This window comes from Roseomonas sp. BN140053, from assembly GCF_047690175.1.
Taxonomy (GTDB): domain Bacteria; phylum Pseudomonadota; class Alphaproteobacteria; order Acetobacterales; family Acetobacteraceae; genus Roseomonas.
Genome location: NZ_JBLLEB010000033.1, coordinates 1 through 16,247, shown reverse-complemented (window position 1 = coordinate 16,247; position 16,247 = coordinate 1). Strand labels below are relative to the sequence as shown.

The following is a 16,247-nucleotide window of genomic DNA, read 5'->3' as shown; positions in this document are numbered from 1 at the left end:
CACTCTGCTAGCATATCGGTCACTAGCATAGCGCGCAGACTGCCGGGATGAATTTGTATTGTCAATACAAGAAAACCCTATGATCAGGGTTCGCCTGCGGGAAGTCATGCGCGCCTGCTCCGAACGGACAGGAAGGCGGATGACTTACGAGGTGCTATCAGCACAAACAGGCATAGCGGTGGCCACTCTCCAGTCCATCGGATCTCGGCCCGGCTACAACGCAACCCTATCCATGATCGAGAAGATCTGCCTTGCCTGCGGCTGCACTCCAGGCGACCTGCTCGAACTTGATGTCGCCCTTTCCGACGCGGCGAGTAGGGCATGAAGATCGACTCTAAGCACGCCGAGGCCGTCGTCCGTGAGGAGGCGTCCCAGGCGGAGAACGGCAGGATCGATCCCGCTTGGCAGGGCAAGATCGAGGAACTGTCCAGGCTGTGCGAGGAGCGCGGCTCGTCGCGGACACACATCGCCTTCCTGGGGACAAGCATCCTTGCCCGCTCGCTGGACCCGGATGCCGACCTGCGCATCGTGAAGCCGAGTCACGCGCGTGGGAACGCCAACGCCTACTCGGCCCGCAGCCTCTGCCACGGGACACTCGTCCCCCTGTCGGCCGAGCTGGGCTTCAGCCTCGGCGTCAACGGCCGGGAACCTCTGAACAACCAGCCCTACTTCCGGATGGTCTACCTGGGCGACGCGACACCCGTGCGAGGGAAGGCCAAGACCGCCTTCGACTACATGGTCGGACTGGTAGACGAGCTGCAGGGATCGTCACCGGAGAACGCACGCCGTGGACTCCGCGCCTTCATCGCGGTCCGTCGCCGCTACCAGCGCCGCTACACCGAGACCCTGGCCAGATCCGCGATCTCTCCGGAAAAGCTGATCACTGCCATCCGGCAGCTGGTGGGGGAGGATTCCGAAGGCGGGCGACGGGCTCAGGCCGTCGTGGCAGGTCTGCTCGATGTCGTCGAGGGAACGAGCAGGATCGAGAGCGGCCGCGTCAACGACCCGTCGCGCCACTACCCCGGCGACGTGGCGGTTCTTGCGGTCGACTCCTCGGAGACCGATGCGCGGATCTACGAGAAGGCCTTCGAGGTGCGCGATAAGCCTGTCCGATTCTCCGACGTGGCCCTATTTGGCCGCACCTGCATGGAGAGAGGCGTTCGGGAAGCGGCCATGGTCCTCGTCTCCGAGCGCCAACCCCAGCTTGACGGCCGTGAGATCCTCGATTGGTCGACCAGCATCGGCGTTAGCATGACCCTGTTCACATCATGGACCGAGTTCGCGGAGCAGTGCCTCTTCTGGGCGCCGTCGGCGAAGCCCGAGGCTGCACTTCTGGCGGTGGACACGATCCGCGACCGCCTCATCGAGGTGGAGGCGTCCCCCAAGGCAGTCGAGATGTGGGAAGCCCTGGTGAGCTGACCGGCTACCCCGGCGCGAACTGTTCCCGGTGCCTTTGGATGTACTGGGGATGAGGCCAGAGGTTACGGTCCTTGGGCAGATGGACACGCTCCATCTGCTGCTGGAACAGGCTGCGCAACTCCGAGGGCACCCGGTTGTGGGACACGAGCAGTCCCAGCTCGTCCGTCAGCGATATCAGGTGTCGGTCAAAGAGCCAGTGGACGGTTGCCGACAGGGCGATGCCGTTCTGGACCACGTCGGGGCCGCCCGCAGCGACCGGCAGTATGTGCGCGGCCTGGGCCTCCGCCTTGCCGCCACCGTTGATGAGCCGGAGGCCTGTCACGGCGCATCGACCGTCGTAGGCGTCCACCACCGACTTCCGGAAGGCGGCGTCGCGGATCTTCCGGTTCACTAGCACCTGTTCGATGCGGCGTTCCTGCTCCTCAGGCGGCGCCTCTACCAGGGCACGCGCCTCGGCATCGAGGTGAGCAGGATCCAGCTCCAGCCGGATTGCGTTCGCGGGCGCCAGCGTCTCCCGCAGGCCCGCCCTGACGATGGCTCCGAACTCCGCGTCCGTGACGGTCCGCAGCGACCGCCCCTGCATCGCCGCGCCGATACGGCTCGGGTTCTCGACCTGGGCCAGGAAGCCCTCGTAGAAGCCGCCCGGCCGCCGCAAGGGGACCACCGCGTCGAAGGGCAGGTAGTCGGTAATAATCGCGTAGGTGAACCCGGACTTGGCGGTGTCGACCACCAGGTCCTCCACACGCGCGACGGCCACGTAGCCCTCCCTGCCCCCTCCCCGCCGCGGCTCGCGGTAGATGATCCAGTCTCCGACGGACTGCCTCGCGATTTCCAGGTATCGGTTCGGGAAATGGTATCGGCTGGTGATATCGTCGTCGTAAACGGTCCCAGCCCTGGTGTCGAAGACGCCCTTCACTGCTTTCCGCCGCCGAAAGGGAAAGCCTTCATGCTGCTTTCGCCGTGCTGATGCTGGGGGCAGCAGTTGCGGTAGACGCAGCCTTCGCCGCCGCCAGGGCATCCCTCATCCGGACGAAGGCGTTGTCGGAGAACATCGGGTGCTTCGACTTGCCGAAGGTGAAGATGTGCATGCACTGGGGGTCGACATCGATTCCCAGCGTCTTCCGCAGAGCGTGCGACTTCGGAGGTGTCAGCTTCAGCTTCTTCGCAAGGGTCGTCGCCGAGAGGTAGAACCTCTTCTGCAGGTCCACCTCGCGCACTGCGGCCGCCTCGGACGGGTCATCGGCGGCAATGAGGCGAACTGGCGCCGCCTCGTCACCCTTCTTCGTGAAGCGCACTGTGATGGTCGCGCCCGATCCCGAGATCTGCGTGTCGAGACCGTTGAGGCGGGGAAACACCTCGCTTCGGGCTTTGCTGCCCCGGATGGCCTTCTCCACACGGTCGATGTCAGCCTCGCTGACGTCCACCTCCTCGGCGGCGTGCGACTCCATCGCCAACAAGCTGCGAATTCGGCCGCGTGCCTCGTGGCGCTGCCGCTTCCCCGGCTGCAGAAGCTCCCGGATCTGGGTGTATTCGCGATCCACGAGCAGGTCGAAGCTGACTGGCGCCTGTGTGCTGATGGGTAGGACCCTGCCCGGCAGGTGGCTGGCGAGCGTGTCGCCCAGAGTGCGCCGGAGCAGGTCGTCGAACACGGTCACCAGCCCACGGGCGTGGAGGTAGAGGACGTCTTCCGGCACCACGATGAGCCAGTGCTGCTCGGCGTCCCGGAACGCATCGACTGCGCGCAGCAGACCGGCTTCCTCTGCTGTCAGACCGGCGTGCTGCATGGCCAGGTTGACGCACTTCGCGAACCCGATGCTGGTGCGCTTACCCGGGTCGAAAACCCTCACCCGCTTCTGGACGAGAATGGCCTTCAACAGCATCTCAGCGGAGTGCTGCATGTGCAGGAGGACGCAGGTGACCCTTCCATCCTCATCGCACCCATTGAACGCTGTTACCGCCCTGCGGAGAGAGCACAGCGCCTTGCCCTTCAGGGTCCTAGCTTCCCGGAACAATTTCATGGTCGGATCATGCCGTTCCTGTGTTCGCGCGAGAAGCGGCATTGTCAGGTCGCCCGGGATCCTTCCGCCCGCTCAAGGGCATCCAGGGCGGCTAGCAGCAGCTGCGCCGTTGTCCGGCCGTCGCGGAGCTGCCGGACCCGCTCCGCGACGGCGGCCGGAACTTCGAGGGAGACGATGCCCCTCCCCTCCCGCCACCGCCGGTTCCGCTCCGCCTTGCTCATCGCCCCGTCGCCCTTGGGCGGCCTGCCCCGACCCCGCTTCGAGACCGAGGGTACGGAAGCCCCCAACGCGGGGTGCCCCAGCATCTCGAGCATCTCGTCGAGTGCTTCGCAGCTAGCGGGCTCGACCGCAAGAGGCTCGCTCTCGCCGAGAGCCACGGCGACCATGTGCTCGGGCAACCGGTCCCGGTGGCGCGCGAGGATCTTGCGGCACGCCAGCGCAGCGCCTGCGGACAGCTCGACGCGGCGGGAGACGGCGCCAACGAAGGTCTCGTCGGAGCCAAGGTCGGGCATCGCGGCGAGACGCCGGAGGCAGTCGATCACGGCGTCCATTGACCCGACGGAAATCTCGAGCGGCGCGTCCATGGTGCCCTCCTCGCTCCTGGAAACCAGGGTGACGGAGCGAGTGGCGCGGGAGCAAGAATATCGTCACCATGGGGATGACAAATCCACTAGGGGCCTAGGATGCGACAAGGCCCGGAGGCGTCAGGTTTCCCCAGTGCCCCCGGGCCTGTGTCTTGCACCTTTGAAGGACGAACTCACTCTAGCACCTCGCTGCGGCAAGCTAGTTCAGTTGTCAGTGGCAATCAGCAGCGTCTCCTCACGCAAGGAAGCAGCCTTACTGGATGGAACGTGCCACGCATCGGGAAAGGCTTTGGCCATCCGAGTACGGTGCTCGTCCGTCGCAGCCCAGACGACGATGGCCGATGGGAATGGGGCAGCTTGCTGTCCATCCCCAAATGACAGACGTCCCTTCAGGAGCCAGACATCCGCGTGGCCCGCGACGTCCGCGTGCCACCAGCGCGTGTCGGTGCGGGCCGGGATGAGTCCGAAGATGACGGAAGCCCGGCCGGTTGCCGCTTCCAATCGTGCTTTGGTGGTCCATAAAGACAGGCCTCTGCCGTACGGTGGATTCATGAACACCGCTCCTACCCAGGGGAGCTCAAGGCTGTTGTCCTCCGCCACGTAGCGAATACGGGCCCGGACCAACGCGCGCAGGCCAGATCTGGCGGGGGAGCAGGGATCCAAATCGAACGAACTGCCCACGACCTCGTAGAGGCGCTCGAGAACTTCGAGCGGTGTAGTCCACCCGTCATGCGCACTCGATGCTGCGGCGGCGGTCCAAAAATCCGGCGGCGATCCTATAGGCACGAGACGGAGCCGGGCACCCAATGCTTCTCCGATTCGAGCCACCGTCGCGAGATGGGCGCCTTGGTCTTGTTCGACGGCTGCCAGCGTGGTCGGACTGATCCCCGCGATTTCGGCGAGAACGCGCCGCCCAAGCCGTCGTCGCTTTCGAAGCGTCGCGAGGCGTGAACCGAGTGTATCCCCTGGGGGAAGAGAACGTCCGCCGAGCTCCAACCCAAGCGCGGAGGCGAGCGCCGTGAAGGTGCCGAGAGCACCCTGGCCGCGCTCGGCCTGCCGCAGCGACGGAAGAGAGATACCGACCTGAGCTGCCAAGGAAACCTGAGTGTTTGACGCCGCCCGGCGCGCCGCACGAAGGCTGGAGCCCAGGGAGGAAGAGCAAGGAATCTGGTGCACGGGACAAGCTTACAGGGGAAATAATGAAAAGGAAGTTGGCGCGACACGACGGGGCTTGCTTGGCCAACGTCAGGCATCTGGAAAAGGCTGGGCGGCGGTCCGGGCGACCTTTGCCCAGAGATTGATTAGCGATTTAAGTGCCTGGGAGACTTGGCGGAAGGAAGGATCCAGGGCAGTGGCGTCAGCCATGCTGAGGGCGGGCAGAAGACGTGTACCAGGAAGGAGCCCGGCCGGGAGGCGACGCCTAACCCTTCGGCCTGGGCTTCCCGTGCCAGGGCATTGGCGCTGCCCGGCGGAGGACTGCAAGCGTCGACAATGTTCCTGCCCGGTCACCTCGGCGCCCGCCGCCTTGGCCTGAAGGGCGGTGGACAGGCCAATCCCGGAGGTGCCGCCTACGACCAGAACCGTGCGGCCGTCGAGAAGGCGTGAAACAGGCTGTGTAGCATTCATGGAAGGATGCCCTGTCCAGACGCCCTGCGGCGCCGATGTACTAGATGCGTTGGTTTATGGCGGCGTCGACGGCCGGGCGGCCGACGGCGCAGCCAACGCGGCGGTTAGAACTGGCCGTCCGTGGACTTGGACAGATCCGTAAAGGCCTGCATGTCCTCGAGGCGCATGTCGATCGAGGGTGCGATCATCGTCAGGGCGTCACTGCCAGCCACGAAGATCCTCGGCGGGGTTTCCATGCCGACGACCTGCACGAGCACGTCGCCGAACTTGTCCGGATCGCCGGGCTGGTTCCCGTGGACCTTCGCCATGTTCTGCCTAGTGTCGCCGCCGTTCTCATAGTCGGCGACCTTGTTCTCGCCGAACTTGATGTTCGAGGGTTTCACCAAGTCGGTTCGGAAGTAGCCGGGCTCCACCACGGTGAGCTTGATGCCGAAGGGCGCGACCTCATGCATCACCGACAGCGACAATTCCTCCAGGGCAAACTTGGATGAGGCGTAGGCGCTGCTGTTCGCCATACCAAGAACGCCCGCGACCGAGCTCACGTTCAGGATGTGACCGGCGCGCTGTTCCCGCATGACGGGCAAGGCAGCCCGCATCAGGTTGATCACGCCGAAGAAGTTGGTGTCGAAGAGTTGCCGGACCTGCGACGTCGCGAGGGCCTCGAACTTGCCGGACAGGACGTAGCCCGCGTTGTTGACCAGGACGTCGAGGCGCCCGAAGCGGCTGATCGTGGCCGCGATAGCCTCCTTGGCCTGCGCCTCGTCGGTCACGTCGAGTTCGATGATGGCAAGGTTGTCGCTCGCGATCCCCTCGAGCGCCGCCTTGATCTTCCCAACGTTGCGACCCGTCGCGACCACCCAATCGCCTGCCTTGATGGCCGCCTTGTTCCGGCCTCTGTGCCAGGAGTGCGGACCGTCACAACCTCAGCCGCCGTACTGCTGGTCGGTCACATGCTCCATCCAGTCGACCATCCGGCCGTTCTCGACTTCCTGGAGGCCGATGTGGGTCATTCCCGTCTGCGGGGCCGCGCCGTGCCAGTGCTTCTCGCCGGGCGCGAACCAGACGACGTCACCGGGGCGGATCTGCTCGATGGGGCCACCCCAGCGCTGCACCTGGCCGATCCCGGCCGTGACGATGAGGGTCTGCCCCAGGGGATGCGTATGCCACGCGGTGCGGGCACCGGGCTCAAAGGTGACGCTGACGCCCTGCACCCGCTCGGGCGCGTGCTCGTTGAACAGCGGGTCGACCCGCACCTGACCGGTGAACCAGTCGCTCGGCCCCTTCATCGAGGGGCGGCCCGCACGCATGATTTCCAACGCTCGTCTCCTTAGGATGGTCCTAGGAGTGTATCGGCCGTTGATCCCTACGATTAGCGGGCATAAAGTTCGTGAGGTACTGAAATAAGCTCAGCAATGCCCCGCGACCATATCAACGAGATCGCCGCTTTCCTCGCCGTCGCCCGGGAGCGGAGCTTCACCAAGGCGGCCGGGCAACTCGGCGTCACGTCCTCTGCGCTGAGTCACACCATCAAGGGGCTGGAGACCCGCCTCGGGGTACCCCTCCTCTCCCGGACAACCCGCAACGTGTCAACGACCGAGGCAGGAGAGCGTCTCCAGCGTAGGGTCGGTCCGCTGATGGAGCAAATCGGCGCTGAACTGGACGACATCGGCGCGCTGCGCGACAGGCCCGCAGGCAACATCCGGATCACCTGCGTCGATGTGGTCATCGAGGTCGTGTTCCGCCCAAGACTAGCAGCCTTCCTGCGCAAGTACCCAGACATCCGCGTCGAGATGAGCATGGACCCCGCGTTGACCAACATCGTCGAAGAAAAGTTCGACGCCGGTGTCCGCATCGGGGAATCCATTGAGCGGGACATGGTCGCCACACGCGTCGGTCCGGACTGGCGCTTCAGTGTCGTTGGGTCACCGGCCTATTTCGAGCGCCGTTCCGCGCCAGCCACGCCTTATGACTTGAGCAACCACAACTGCATCAACCTCCGGCTCTCGACTGCTGGCGGATATTGGCCATGGGAGTTCCGCTTGCCGGACGGGCGTGACCTCAACCTGAGGGTCGAGGGGCAGACCGCGTTCAACAGTGCCATGCCGGTGCTCGGGGCAGCGGTTGACGGCATCGGCCTGGGCTTTGTGCCGCAGGAACTCGCAGCGCCGTACCTCGCTGACGGCAGGCTGGTCGAGGTCCTGGCGGACTGGTGCCCGATGATCGACGGCTTCTACCTCTACTACCCCAGCCGGAAGCGAAACTCGCCCGCCTTCGCGGCTTTCGTTGAGGTCATGCGCTACAGGGGCGCGGCCGCAACACTTCCGCCTGCATGATCAGGCAGAGGAAGCCAGTCACTCGATGAACAAGCCTGTTCAGACGCCGACGTCTGCTCCCAGGAAGTCGATTTTGCTCATTCGGCGACTGCTTTCGAGCGCGAAGTCGTCACGACAGAGTCTGGCCGGAAGCGGCCAGTCCGCTTCCGAGACCAGAATGCTGGGAAGCGAACATGACGGCGGAACCGTCGCGGCCTTCCGGACATGCCAGCACAGTGTCTGCCCGCCACGGATCGGGCACTGTCTCATGCGCACGTACTTCGAGCAGCAGAGTGCCTATCTCCGGCACGACGCCATACGCTTACGGCTTGGGCATCACCTCCCGCTCGGGCACCTGACACACGGCTTCGATGTTGTTCCCGTCCGGGTCGAGGACAAACGCGGCATAGTAGGCAGGGTGGTAGCGCTCCCGAATGCCGGGGGCACCATTGTCCGTGCCTCCGGCTGCGAGCGCGGCCGCGTGGAAGGCGTCCACGACACGACGGTTGGTGGTCGCAAGCGCGAGGTGCATGGGACTGCCCGGGGCCTCGCCATCGTGGAACCAGATTCTCGGGTACCCATCTCGGCCCAAGCCGTACCGTGTGCCGCCCGTGCGCGTCCGCTCGGGTCCGACACGGATGACGACGGTCATTCCAAAGGGGTGGAGCGCTGCTTCGTAGAAGCGGCGCGACCGCTCCGCGTCAGCCACCGTGAACTCGATGTGGTCGAGGATCGCATCGCCCATAGGCGCAGGTAACTCCTTCTTCGCGGTCACGGCTCACTCCGCTTTTGCGGGATGGACCATGTCACGCCTGCGACGCCCCGCCATCAGCGAAGAGTTCCACGCCGTTGACGTAGCTGGCGGCGTCGCTGGCCAGGAAGGCGGCGACCGCCGCGATCTCCTCCGGCTCGCCGATCCGGCCGATCGGGCTCTTGGCTGTCAGGAATGCCAGCCCCTGCTCCGCATGCCCGCCGAAGGCCTCCCGGAGAGACGCCGTGTTCGTTGGGCCAGGGCTGACGATGTTGATGCGGATGCCGCTGCCCTTGAGGTCGCTCACCCAACTCCGCACCAGGTTCCGCACGGCCGCCTTGGTCGCGCCGTAGATGCTCATGGTGGGACCGGGATCGATGGAGGCCGTCGAGCCAATGATGACGATGGCGGCGCCGGGCTTCATCAGCGGCAAGGCTGTCTGCACCGTGAAGACGACCCCCTTCACGTTGGTGGCGAACTGCTGGTCGAACTGTGCCTCGGTGATCTGCCCCAACGGGGCGTGCTGCCCACCACCCGCATTGGGCACCAGCACGTCCAACCGGCCGAACCGCGCCTTCACCTCGGCAAACAGCCGCTCGAGGTCGGCAGGACTGGTCACATCGGCGGCGAGGCCCACTGCGGCGGCACCCAGGCTGGAAGCCGCCGTGTCCAGGGCGTCCTGCCGCCGTCCAACCAGGACGACCTGCATGCCCAACTCGGCGAAGCGGCGGGCGATGGCCAAGCCAATGCCGCTGGATCCCCCGGTGACGAGGGCGACGGGTTTATCGATGATGGTCATGGTCAGTCCTGAAGGATTTGGATGGTTGTGTCGGCGATGGACTCGGCAAAGCCGTTGCCGAACAGTTCCGCTGGGGTCTGGAAGCCGGGCCGCGCCTTTCCGGCGAGGACCCGGCGCGCCGCCTCGGCGGCCGCCAGCGGAGTGAAGCTGTAGCCATTGACGGTGTCGAGGATGGCGCGGACGGTCTTCCCCCCGGCGCCAGTCACCTCGAGCGAGGCTTGGTAGCGGTTGGCCTCGCGCTCCTCAGCAGAGGGACCGTCCGGCAGGGCATCCAGCTCGCCGCTCGGGAAAGCGCTGCCGGAAACGTGGACGAAGGTGCTGATGTTCGGTGCCTGTAGTGCCCGCCAGAGAGTCACCAAGTCTGGCAGCGTGACGGGGAAGCAGGGCACGGGGCCGCTGCCGAAATCGAAATTCCTCGTGATGCCCGGCTCACAGGCCCGCAAAGCGCCGTTAGCGCGTTCGAGGCACTCGGCCGTCAGATTTTCGCGCGCGCTGATGGCAGAGCCGCGAGACATTGTCCCGGCAACGTGAAGTGCGACGCGGATAGTGTGGGGGCGGATGATGCGCTCAGCAGCCCGGCCTGCCAGCGATCCTAGCATGGCGACGCTGCCGCCGCTGCCGGGCAGCAGCATGATCCCGGCGGCCCGCGCCTCCGCGTCATAAGCCTCGGCCAAGCGATAGCTGTCGAGTTCGGCGGCGATATCGAGGTAGTGGGCGCCCGCTCTAATGGCCCCACGCATCAGCGGGTCGGCCGTGCGCTGGAACGGACCTGCGCAGTTCAGCAGCACCGCGACGTTCTGCAGCGCAGCATGAACTACCGTATTCTCGTCCAGTGCGAACACCCGGTGCTCCACGCCGAGAGAGCCGCCGAGTTCCGCAAGCCGCGGCTCATCCCGCCCAGCCAGGATGAGGTCGAGCCCGGCTGCCCTGGCATGGGCGGCTGCCATGCGGCCAGTGTAGCCGGTCGCCCCGTAGATCATCAGCCGGGTCATTGCGGGTGCTGCCAGGACTTGAACACGAACTCGAGGCTGTAGCCGTCCGGGTCCAGGACATTCGCTGCGTAGTAGCGCGGGTCGTAGTGGAGCCGCGGGCCTGGCGCGCCATTGTCCGCAGCACCCGCCGCCATTGCGGCGGCATGGGCGGCATCGACCTCCTCGCGCGAGCGCGCCACGAAGCCGACATGTGCCGCTTGGCCCTTGGCCTCACCCTGGCGCAGCCAGAAGAACACGCGCCCCTTCGCGCCGAACCCCTTGAGGTCCGGATGGCCCGGCGGGCCGTTGCGGCCATTGTAATCCAAGCGGTCGATGATGCCGAGCGGCGCCAGCGCCGCCTGGTAGAAGGTGATCGAGCGCCCGAGGTCGCTGACCGGCAGGAAAACGTGGTCGAGCATGGTCACCGCTCCTTCAGATGCAATAGCCACCGCCGACCTCAATCGACTGGCCATTCACCCAGCCGAACTCGTCCGCCAGCAGGCTGGCGATGACGCGGCCGACCTCCTCCGCCTCGCCGACACGGCCGAGCGCCGTCTGCGGCTCGAGCATGACCTCGAATTCGTCGGTCAGGCCGCCGCCCAACTCGGTTCGGATCGCGCCCGGCGAGACGGCATTGGCGCGGATTCGGCGCGGGCCAAATTCCTTGGCCATGTAGCGGGTCAGCACCTCCAGCCCACCCTTGAAGCTGGCATAGGGCGCCACGCCTGCTGTTGCCACGCGAGTGGTGGCGCTGGTCAGGTTGACGATGGCCCCGCCATCGCGGATCAGCGGCAGCAGCGCCTGCGTCAGAAAGAACGGCCCCTTGAGGTGCACTGAGAACAGGCCGTCGAATTGCGCCTCGGTAACGGTCTCGATTGGGTTGTAGAGCCCGAACCCGGCATTGTTGACGAGGCCGCGCAGGCTGGCGCCGTTCCAGGTCTCTTCCAGCGCGCGCGTCACTGCCGCCCGGAACAAGGGGAAGCTCGCCGTGTCAGCGACGTCGAGCGGCAGCGCCACCGCGCGACCGCCACTTTGCCCAATCTGCGTCACGACAGCCTCGGCGGCCTCGGGATGGCTGTTGTAGGTCAGGATGACGCCCAGGCCGCGATCGGCGCAGGCTCGTACCGCGGCCGCACCGATGCCCCGGCTGCCGCCCGTGATAGCGATGACTTCCATGGTGCGTAACTCCGATATCTGCCAACGAAGCTATGCGGCCACGACCCAACCGCGCGTCGCGGTTCCTACCCGAATCTTGCCTATTCCTGCTTTCCGGGTTGCTTCCCCTGACCGGGCAGAACACTGTGACAGGCATGGAACAGCAGCTGACTGAACTGCGCGCCCTGGCTGCGCGGGCCGGGAACCGGAAAACCGAGACGGGCATTCCGCGCGTGGCGATGGTTCAGGGACAGGTGCCCGAGCATGAACTCGCCGCCTGCTATGACCCGATGGTCAACCTGATCCTGCAAGGCAGCAAGTCGATGACGGTCGGCGATCAGACCCTGCACTACGATCCGGCGACCTACTTCGTGATGTCGGTCGACCTGCCTGCGGTCGGGGCTGTCCACCCTAGCACGTTAGGCACGCCCTACCTTGCGGTCAGCCTCACGCTGGCCCCGCAGGTGATTGCAACCCTGCTGACGGACCTGCCCTCACCGGCGGCACAGGCGCCGATGGCGGGCTTCTCGGTGGCTGCGGTGACACCAGAACTGCTGGATGCCTGGGTCCGCATGCTGCGCCTGATGGACCGGCCGGACGACATTCCGGCACTGGCCCCTGCCTACGAGCGCGAGATCCTCTACCGGGTGCTGCAAGGGCCGCACGCGGCGCTGCTCCGCGACATCGCCACGCCCAGCACCGCGCTGGCGCGGATCAACCTCGCCATCCGGTGGATCCGACAGCATTTCGCCGAGCCGCTGCGGGTGGAGGCGCTCGCCGCCATTGCCGCCATGAGCCCCTCTGCCTTCCACCGGCACTTCAAGAGCGCGACGGCACTAAGCCCGGTGCAGTTCCAGAAGCGCATCCGACTGCTGCAGGCACGGCTGCTGCTGGTCAGCGGCGGCGTGAAGGCAAGCGACGTGGCCTTTGACGTCGGATATGAAAGCGCGACCCAGTTCAGCCGCGAGTACGCCCGCTTCTTCGGGGCTCCTCCGGCCAAGGACGCGGCGCGCATCTTCCGCCATCTCCAGAATTTGGGAAGCGCGGAAATGGCCGCATAGCCGCCTCGAATCAGCGCGGTTAAACCGAGGAAGGTTCGCTTTTGGGTAACCTTCAGCGGTGCGCAGGCGACTGGAATGGGCGCGAAGCGGACAAACTTAAGGTCCGGTTAAACGGCTCGGCTGAGTGCACAGGGTTCGTAGGGCACGGCGATGTCGCTCAGGAACAGTTCCTTGACGTGCTGGCCCGCCCCTTCCACCAGAGAACGCGCCATCGCAGGCAACTCGGCCGCGGCACGCCGGTGGTCATCCATGGCTATGGGATTGCTGGTTTCGGGCGCGTCGAGGCGGACGACATTCTCCTTGCCCACAAGAAGCCAGCTCTGGCCGAGAGCATTGTGCGACTGCGCGCGCATCGCCGCCCTGATGGCGTTCTTCCACTGGAACAGCCCACCCCCGGACCGTGCCTGATCGACCTTGAAGGCGGTTTCCCCGCACCCGAGACTGAGAACCCGGATTTGGGAGCGCTCGATGTCGTAGCAGGCCAGTGCGTCCGTGACGGCGTTCATGACCGGGTTGTTGGCCCAGAGACCGCCGTCCACCATCAGGTAACCGTTGTTCGGGACGGCCCTCAGGTAGGTAGGGGCTGCCGAAGTGGCGAGCGCCACCTTCACCATGCGCTCGACGCGGTCCTTCCTGTAGTCCGGATGGTGAGGCGTCTTGTAGATCCAGGGCTCACCGTGGATGCCCTCGAAACTCGGGATGCAGAGACGGATCCTTGCATCCCCGAACGGCGTGTCGCCGAAGATCTTCAGCAGCTCCTGCTCGAGAGGCTGATTGTCGTAGGCACTCCGATGGAACTTGCGGGCCCACCGCCAGCACCGAACCAGGGCGTTCGAGTTCGGGAAGATCTGCTCGCCCTTCTCCATGTAGAAGCGCTGCACGTCGCGACCCGTGAGGCCGTGGGCGAGCCCGAGCGCGATGATCCCTCCCGTGGAGGTGCCCGCGACCATGTCGAAGTAACCCGCGACCGAGCGTCCGCCGAGGAACCTGCTTTCCAGCTCGGCAAGGATAGCCGCGGGCAGGATCCCGCAGATTCCGCCACCGTCGATGGAGAGGATCCGGAAGGGCCGGTCCTTGGGCCAGGGAAGCTGCTGGCGCCGTCCCTGGTGGGTGCCGTCGGAGCGCCGCGGTGGCACGTAGTTCATCGGGGGTCTCCATCCAGAACGGGGCTTTCGAGGTGCCGACCACCACCGGTCCATTCGCCGGTCGCACGCCATCCTTCGTAGGAAGCCAGCCAGTCCACCGCCCACGGGATGGTGGTCTCGGCGAGGCTCATGGTCGGCGACCACTCGTTGGCCTCCGGGTCGAACATGCACAGCACCACGTCCAGGGCGCCTTCGCCCGTGTAGTAGACGTGCGGGAGCTGCCCTTCGGGGTCGTTTCTCCGGGGCCTCAGCGGCGGGTCGACGACTCTCACCCACGGCTGGAGGCGCTTCAGGTCGAGGAGTTCAACGACCAGGGGGGCACGATACGACACGCGGATGGCGAAGGTCTGGAAGAGGGGGCGGACCTCACCCTCCCAAATGGCGCTGTCCCGGTCCCGTGCGAGGAGACTGAACCGCGGCCAGACCATCGCCATGCCCGCGATCTGCTCGTCGATGGTCAGCGGCCCTCTCATGGCCGCCTCTCCCCCATGTTGGTGTGGCGACGCGGAGCGACGAACGCGGCCGCTGGGCTCGCGGCCCCCACGAGGGCGGGCGCAGCGGGAACGAGGAGACCACCGCTCCTGGTGTAGCCATGAGTGCCTGACCGCAGGGCCCTGCCGTTCCGGTCGTTCAACGCCTTGACCGAGCGGGAGACGACCAAGGGGCCGAAGCATCCCCGGAGCCACTCCTGAAGATCCTCGAGCTGGGCACCGGTGCGGCTCACGTGTTCGAGGACATCTGCCAGCCCATGGAGAGCTGCCGCGAAGTCCCCTTGCTGGCCGTGGTTCTCGGGCCAGCGGTCGGTAAAGCGGTCCTCCGTCATCTTGGGGTTGCGGACATCGACCAGCTTGCCCCGGGCCTCGGCCTCGTCGATGGCCTTGGCCGTCCATCGGGCCTGGCGCACCACCATGTCGCTGAGGCGCATGCCGGGCTGGGCGGCGTAGCCCGCATGGCACGACAGCATGACCGACGGCGGGTAACGCCCTTCCCTGGTGCTGCTCCAAATGTTCCGGAACCGCTTGACGAGCTGGAGCCCGACCGTGGTGACGCTCTTCCGAGGCAACGGCACCTGCTCCGGCACCTCGTGGACCTCCGCCTCGGCCTTCATGGCGGTGTCGAAGGCAAGGAGGCGGGTGTTGTAGGAGGCGGAGAAGCGATCCTCGACCGGCGTCCTCTGCTTGAACCACTCCGCAAACCCGAAGGCGTTCATGGGCACCTCGGCGTGCCGGGCCGGAGGCTCATCCGGCTTTGCATGGAAGATCACGCTGGCGAAGTCGTCCGTGAACGGCAGCCGCCTCGACGGCGTGACGTCGAGGTGCATGCCGTCGGCGTAGTGGATCGTCACGCACCGGGTCTGGCGAGTGACGCCCCCCTCGACCGGGTAATCCTTCAGCGCCAGCCAGAGGAGTTCCATGACAACGGCAGGTGGCGTCCCCGGCGGGACAAGGAGTTCGGCGACCAGGTCCAGGTCGTACTCGTCGTCCGTCCCCCGGGTGGAGATCGTGGCGTCGATGGCCATGGAGCCCTGGGGGTAGAACCGAGCGACCAGCCCGCGGAGAGGACTGCCCTCACGCTGCAGGAAGGCCTGTACGCTGTCCTTCCTGCTGCAGGCCTTCGCGTGCAGCCCAGGCGGGAGCTGCACGCTGATGGCGATATCCGCCAGCAATGCGTCCAGCGGGTTGGCGAGCGGGTCTTCCGCCGTCGGGTACCCCGCTATCCGGGTGAGGTCGTTCATCGCGCGTGGAACTCCGAGCAATCGGCGCAAAGGAAATACGCCTACTCCGAACACGAAGCTGCGGATCCGCGTGGCCGTTGTCAAGGAAAAAAAATGCGCCTACTCTGAACTTACACCCCGGGGGACAAGGACATGGCGAACGCGTTGGGAGACAAGATCCGGAAGCTCCGCAAGGAGAAGGGCTACACCCTCGACCGGCTGGCCGAGCTGACCGGGTCCAGCAAGAGCTACATTTGGGAGCTGGAGAACAAGAACCCGCCGCGGCCCTCGGCCGAGAAGGTGGGCCGGATCGCCGAGGCGCTCGGGGTGACTGCGGATTTCCTTATCGACGGCAGCCAGACGACCCCGACGGAGGCCGTCGCCGACGACGCCTTCTACCGGCAGTACCGGAGCCTGGACCCCCAGACTAAGGAGAAGCTCCGCCAGATGGTGGACATCTGGAGCAAGGACTCGTGAAGCTCCCGGTCGGACCCCGGGCCTGGGCAAGCCAGCTGACGCTCATGCTGAACTTGGTGGCCGACGGCCCTCGGCGCTTCCCGGTGCAGATCGCCGACCTCGCCCGCGAGTACTCGGCCAATGTCTTCCCTGACGACCCGATCCGGGAGGTGCAGGGCGCCTCGCTGCCAGGCTTCGAGGGAGCGCTCATGCGGATCGGCGGAAGCCGCGGCGGG

Annotated in this window: 19 protein-coding genes and 1 pseudogene; 6 read left to right on the top strand and 14 right to left on the bottom strand. The window is 65.9% G+C overall.

Translation table 11 applies throughout. From position 1 onward, the window contains the following. Nucleotides 1-139: 139 nt before the first annotated feature. Together ACLIBK_RS20685 and ACLIBK_RS20680 are read left to right on the top strand one after the other, a co-directional pair. Complete coding sequence (locus ACLIBK_RS20685) at nucleotides 140-325, top strand: helix-turn-helix domain-containing protein (RefSeq protein WP_415389197.1); 186 nt, start codon at nucleotides 140-142, stop codon at nucleotides 323-325. Beyond that, a complete protein-coding gene (locus tag ACLIBK_RS20680; protein WP_415389196.1) occupies nucleotides 322-1,419 on the top strand; it encodes a restriction endonuclease, SacI family in 1,098 nt (365 codons plus the stop codon). The genes ACLIBK_RS20685 and ACLIBK_RS20680 overlap by 4 nt, the downstream gene beginning before the upstream one ends. A gap of 4 nt (nucleotides 1,420-1,423) precedes the next feature. Here the strand turns inward: ACLIBK_RS20680 and ACLIBK_RS20675 are convergent, their stop codons facing one another. The 6 genes from ACLIBK_RS20675 to ACLIBK_RS20650 all read right to left on the bottom strand — a co-directional run bounded on the left by ACLIBK_RS20675 (nucleotide 1,424) and on the right by ACLIBK_RS20650 (nucleotide 6,954). Beyond that, nucleotides 1,424-2,335, bottom strand: a complete 912-nt coding sequence (locus ACLIBK_RS20675) for an HNH endonuclease (protein WP_415389195.1) — start codon at nucleotides 2,333-2,335, stop codon at nucleotides 1,424-1,426. Nucleotides 2,336-2,363: 28 nt separating this feature from the next. After that, nucleotides 2,364-3,299 carry a hypothetical protein gene (locus ACLIBK_RS20670; protein WP_415389194.1) on the bottom strand — a complete coding sequence of 312 codons (936 nt, stop codon included), beginning with the start codon at nucleotides 3,297-3,299 and terminating at the stop codon, nucleotides 2,364-2,366. Nucleotides 3,300-3,481: 182 nt separating this feature from the next. Continuing rightward, nucleotides 3,482-4,021, bottom strand: coding sequence for a hypothetical protein (locus ACLIBK_RS20665; protein ID WP_415389193.1), 540 nt, complete (start codon nucleotides 4,019-4,021; stop codon nucleotides 3,482-3,484). Nucleotides 4,022-4,225: 204 nt separating this feature from the next. Beyond that, nucleotides 4,226-5,116 (bottom strand): DNA N-6-adenine-methyltransferase, encoded by an 891-nt coding sequence (locus ACLIBK_RS20660; protein WP_415389192.1) that lies wholly within the window; start codon nucleotides 5,114-5,116, stop codon nucleotides 4,226-4,228. 635 nt (nucleotides 5,117-5,751) lie between these two features. Beyond that, nucleotides 5,752-6,522: an SDR family oxidoreductase gene (locus ACLIBK_RS20655; RefSeq protein ID WP_415389231.1), complete on the bottom strand. Its 771-nt coding sequence runs from the start codon at nucleotides 6,520-6,522 to the stop codon at nucleotides 5,752-5,754. Nucleotides 6,523-6,570: 48 nt separating this feature from the next. Next, a complete protein-coding gene (locus ACLIBK_RS20650; RefSeq protein WP_415389230.1) occupies nucleotides 6,571-6,954 on the bottom strand; it encodes a cupin domain-containing protein in 384 nt (127 codons plus the stop codon). A 105-nt stretch (nucleotides 6,955-7,059) separates the two neighbouring features. On the opposite strand from ACLIBK_RS20650, the gene ACLIBK_RS20645 reads away from it, so the two are divergent. Then, on the top strand, nucleotides 7,060-7,980 hold the full coding sequence (locus ACLIBK_RS20645; protein ID WP_415389191.1) for a LysR family transcriptional regulator: 921 nt from the start codon (nucleotides 7,060-7,062) through the stop codon (nucleotides 7,978-7,980). A gap of 301 nt (nucleotides 7,981-8,281) precedes the next feature. Here the strand turns inward: ACLIBK_RS20645 and ACLIBK_RS20640 are convergent, their stop codons facing one another. From ACLIBK_RS20640 to ACLIBK_RS20620, 5 genes are read right to left on the bottom strand one after another with little or no spacing between them, the layout of a single operon-like run. Beyond that, nucleotides 8,282-8,734 (bottom strand): VOC family protein, encoded by a 453-nt coding sequence (locus ACLIBK_RS20640; protein ID WP_415389190.1) that lies wholly within the window; start codon nucleotides 8,732-8,734, stop codon nucleotides 8,282-8,284. A gap of 31 nt (nucleotides 8,735-8,765) precedes the next feature. After that, nucleotides 8,766-9,509 (bottom strand): SDR family NAD(P)-dependent oxidoreductase, encoded by a 744-nt coding sequence (locus ACLIBK_RS20635; RefSeq protein WP_415389189.1) that lies wholly within the window; start codon nucleotides 9,507-9,509, stop codon nucleotides 8,766-8,768. Nucleotides 9,510-9,511: 2 nt separating this feature from the next. Continuing rightward, nucleotides 9,512-10,501: a saccharopine dehydrogenase family protein gene (locus ACLIBK_RS20630; protein ID WP_415389188.1), complete on the bottom strand. Its 990-nt coding sequence runs from the start codon at nucleotides 10,499-10,501 to the stop codon at nucleotides 9,512-9,514. Next, nucleotides 10,498-10,899, bottom strand: coding sequence for a VOC family protein (locus tag ACLIBK_RS20625; RefSeq protein WP_415389187.1), 402 nt, complete (start codon nucleotides 10,897-10,899; stop codon nucleotides 10,498-10,500). The genes ACLIBK_RS20630 and ACLIBK_RS20625 overlap by 4 nt, the downstream gene beginning before the upstream one ends. Before the next feature lie 13 nt (nucleotides 10,900-10,912). After that, nucleotides 10,913-11,656, bottom strand: a complete 744-nt coding sequence (locus ACLIBK_RS20620) for an SDR family NAD(P)-dependent oxidoreductase (RefSeq protein ID WP_415389186.1) — start codon at nucleotides 11,654-11,656, stop codon at nucleotides 10,913-10,915. Nucleotides 11,657-11,790: 134 nt separating this feature from the next. Here ACLIBK_RS20620 and ACLIBK_RS20615 point away from each other — a divergent pair, with 134 nt between their 5' ends. Next, a complete protein-coding gene (locus ACLIBK_RS20615) occupies nucleotides 11,791-12,696 on the top strand; it encodes an AraC family transcriptional regulator N-terminal domain-containing protein (RefSeq protein ID WP_415389185.1) in 906 nt (301 codons plus the stop codon). Nucleotides 12,697-12,803: 107 nt separating this feature from the next. Here the strand turns inward: ACLIBK_RS20615 and ACLIBK_RS20610 are convergent, their stop codons facing one another. Genes ACLIBK_RS20610 through ACLIBK_RS20600 form a run of 3 tightly spaced genes read right to left on the bottom strand, consistent with a single transcriptional unit; the run spans nucleotide 12,804 to nucleotide 15,576 of the window. After that, nucleotides 12,804-13,841 (bottom strand): CBASS cGAMP-activated phospholipase, encoded by a 1,038-nt coding sequence (locus ACLIBK_RS20610; protein ID WP_415389184.1) that lies wholly within the window; start codon nucleotides 13,839-13,841, stop codon nucleotides 12,804-12,806. Beyond that, nucleotides 13,838-14,314, bottom strand: coding sequence for a hypothetical protein (locus ACLIBK_RS20605; protein ID WP_415389183.1), 477 nt, complete (start codon nucleotides 14,312-14,314; stop codon nucleotides 13,838-13,840). Before ACLIBK_RS20605 ends, ACLIBK_RS20610 begins: the two co-directional genes overlap by 4 nt. Further along, complete coding sequence (locus ACLIBK_RS20600) at nucleotides 14,311-15,576, bottom strand: nucleotidyltransferase (protein WP_415389182.1); 1,266 nt, start codon at nucleotides 15,574-15,576, stop codon at nucleotides 14,311-14,313. The genes ACLIBK_RS20605 and ACLIBK_RS20600 overlap by 4 nt, the downstream gene beginning before the upstream one ends. Nucleotides 15,577-15,708: 132 nt before the next feature. On the opposite strand from ACLIBK_RS20600, the gene ACLIBK_RS20595 reads away from it, so the two are divergent. Both ACLIBK_RS20595 and ACLIBK_RS20590 read left to right on the top strand, forming a co-directional pair. After that, entirely contained in the window at nucleotides 15,709-16,032 is a 324-nt protein-coding gene (locus ACLIBK_RS20595) for a helix-turn-helix domain-containing protein (RefSeq protein ID WP_415389181.1), read from the top strand. Then, nucleotides 16,029-16,247, top strand: a pseudogene (locus ACLIBK_RS20590) (hypothetical protein); the annotation flags it as partial. The gene ACLIBK_RS20595 and the pseudogene ACLIBK_RS20590, both read left to right, overlap by 4 nt.

Excerpts from the sequence above, each read along its gene's own strand:
- ACLIBK_RS20680 (WP_415389196.1), top strand. The coding sequence starts at position 322 with ATGAAGATCGACTCTAAGCACGCCGAGGCCGTCGTCCGTGAGGAGGCG.
- ACLIBK_RS20645 (WP_415389191.1), top strand. The coding sequence starts at position 7,060 with ATGCCCCGCGACCATATCAACGAGATCGCCGCTTTCCTCGCCGTCGCC.
- ACLIBK_RS20630 (WP_415389188.1), bottom strand. The coding sequence starts at position 10,501 with ATGACCCGGCTGATGATCTACGGGGCGACCGGCTACACTGGCCGCATG.
- ACLIBK_RS20665 (WP_415389193.1), bottom strand. The coding sequence starts at position 4,021 with ATGGACGCGCCGCTCGAGATTTCCGTCGGGTCAATGGACGCCGTGATC.
- ACLIBK_RS20620 (WP_415389186.1), bottom strand. The coding sequence starts at position 11,656 with ATGGAAGTCATCGCTATCACGGGCGGCAGCCGGGGCATCGGTGCGGCC.
- ACLIBK_RS20615 (WP_415389185.1), top strand. The coding sequence starts at position 11,791 with ATGGAACAGCAGCTGACTGAACTGCGCGCCCTGGCTGCGCGGGCCGGG.
- ACLIBK_RS20610 (WP_415389184.1), bottom strand. The coding sequence starts at position 13,841 with ATGAACTACGTGCCACCGCGGCGCTCCGACGGCACCCACCAGGGACGG.
- ACLIBK_RS20670 (WP_415389194.1), bottom strand. The coding sequence starts at position 3,299 with ATGCTGTTGAAGGCCATTCTCGTCCAGAAGCGGGTGAGGGTTTTCGAC.
- ACLIBK_RS20600 (WP_415389182.1), bottom strand. The coding sequence starts at position 15,576 with ATGAACGACCTCACCCGGATAGCGGGGTACCCGACGGCGGAAGACCCG.
- ACLIBK_RS20605 (WP_415389183.1), bottom strand. The coding sequence starts at position 14,314 with ATGAGAGGGCCGCTGACCATCGACGAGCAGATCGCGGGCATGGCGATG.
- ACLIBK_RS20625 (WP_415389187.1), bottom strand. The coding sequence starts at position 10,899 with ATGCTCGACCACGTTTTCCTGCCGGTCAGCGACCTCGGGCGCTCGATC.
- ACLIBK_RS20685 (WP_415389197.1), top strand. The coding sequence starts at position 140 with ATGACTTACGAGGTGCTATCAGCACAAACAGGCATAGCGGTGGCCACT.
- ACLIBK_RS20635 (WP_415389189.1), bottom strand. The coding sequence starts at position 9,509 with ATGACCATCATCGATAAACCCGTCGCCCTCGTCACCGGGGGATCCAGC.
- ACLIBK_RS20595 (WP_415389181.1), top strand. The coding sequence starts at position 15,709 with ATGGCGAACGCGTTGGGAGACAAGATCCGGAAGCTCCGCAAGGAGAAG.
- ACLIBK_RS20650 (WP_415389230.1), bottom strand. The coding sequence starts at position 6,954 with ATGCGTGCGGGCCGCCCCTCGATGAAGGGGCCGAGCGACTGGTTCACC.